We start from the raw sequence: 1,427 nt of genomic DNA on the forward strand, positions 1-1,427 counted from the left end.
TGGTCGGCGTGTTCCTGCCGGAATGGATCATGCCGGTTGCCGAGGCGTTGAAGGCGCTGGGCACCGAGCACGCCTGGGTCGTTCACGGCGACGGCTATGACGAGATCACCACCACCGGCGAGACGCAGGTGGCGGAACTTGCCGGCGGCGAGATCCGCACCTTCGCGCTCACCCCCGAGGCGGTCGGCCTGAAGCGCCATACCAAGGACGAGTTGCGCGGCGGCGACGCGGCCTACAATGCCAAGGCGCTGCGCGATATGCTGGGAGGTGCCGCGGGCGCCTATCGCGACACCGTGCTGATGAATGCCGGTGCCGGCCTGGTGGTGGCCGGCAAGGCAACAACGCTGGCCGACGGCATGGCGAGCGCTGCGCAAGCGATCGACAGTGGCCGGGCGCTCCAGGTGCTCGGCCGGCTGGTCGAAATTTCGAACGGGTAGAGCCTTGTCCGACATCCTGCGCAAGATCGAAGCCTACAAGCGCGAGGAGATCGCGGCGGCGAAGCGGCGCGTGCCGCTGGCCGAGATCAAGGCGCGGGCAGATGGCGCCGAGGCGCCGCGCGGTTTTCTTGCCGCGCTCGAAGCCAGGCGCGCGGCCGGCAGCTTCGGGCTGATCGCCGAGATCAAGAAGGCGAGCCCGTCCAAGGGGCTGATCCGCGCCGATTTTGATCCGCCGGCGCTGGCCAGGGCCTACGCGAAAGGTGGCGCCGCCTGTCTGTCGGTGCTGACCGACGAGCCGTCCTTCCAGGGTGCGCCGGAATTCCTCGCCGCCGCCCGCGCCGCCGTTGTCCTGCCCGCGCTTCGCAAGGATTTCCTGTTCGACGCCTATCAGGTGTTCGAGGCCCGCGCCTGGGGTGCCGACGCCATCCTAATCATCATGGCGAGCGTCGACGACGCGATGGCTCGCGAGCTCGAGTCTGCGGCCTTCGAACTCGGCATGGATGCGCTGGTCGAAGTGCATGACGAGGCCGAGATGGAGCGGGCGCTCCGGCTCTCCTCGCGGCTAATCGGCATCAACAACCGCGACCTAAGGACATTCGAGACCAGCCTGGACGTTTCGGAGCGGCTGGCGGCGATGGTGCCGGCCGACCGGCTGCTGGTCAGCGAAAGCGGCATCTTCACGCATCAGGACTGCCGCAGGCTGGAGAAGTGCAAGATCGGCACTTTCCTGGTCGGCGAGAGCCTGATGCGGCAAGCCGATGTGGCCGCCGCAACGCAGCTTCTGCTCACGGGCAGGGCGCCAGCCGAGGCGCTCTGACCATGGCGACCTCCCTCACCCACCTTGGCGCTTCGGGCGAAGCCAACATGGTCGACGTCGGCGACAAGGCCGAGACGGTGCGCACCGCGATCGCCGAGGGTTTTGTCTCGATGCGCGCCGAAACGCTGGAGATGATCCTTGCCGGCGATGCCAAGAAGGGCGACGTGCTTGGC

2 protein-coding genes and 1 pseudogene are annotated in these 1,427 nt (G+C 67.8%); all 3 read left to right on the top strand.

Going from position 1 to position 1,427, the window contains the following annotated elements:
- A pseudogene (locus EOA33_RS35610) lies at nt 1-437 on the top strand (anthranilate phosphoribosyltransferase); the annotation flags it as partial.
- Nucleotides 438-441: 4 nt separating this feature from the next.
- Entirely contained in the window at nt 442-1,254 is an 813-nt protein-coding gene (gene trpC, locus EOA33_RS35615) for an indole-3-glycerol phosphate synthase TrpC (RefSeq protein WP_127407715.1), read from the top strand.
- Nucleotides 1,255-1,256: 2 nt separating this feature from the next.
- Nucleotides 1,257-1,427: cyclic pyranopterin monophosphate synthase MoaC (locus EOA33_RS35620; RefSeq protein WP_281033592.1), on the top strand; the 171-nt coding region annotated here is incomplete at its 3' end.

Origin of the sequence: Mesorhizobium sp. M4A.F.Ca.ET.050.02.1.1 (assembly GCF_003997725.1) — a bacterium.
Taxonomy (GTDB): Bacteria; Pseudomonadota; Alphaproteobacteria; order Rhizobiales; family Rhizobiaceae; genus Mesorhizobium.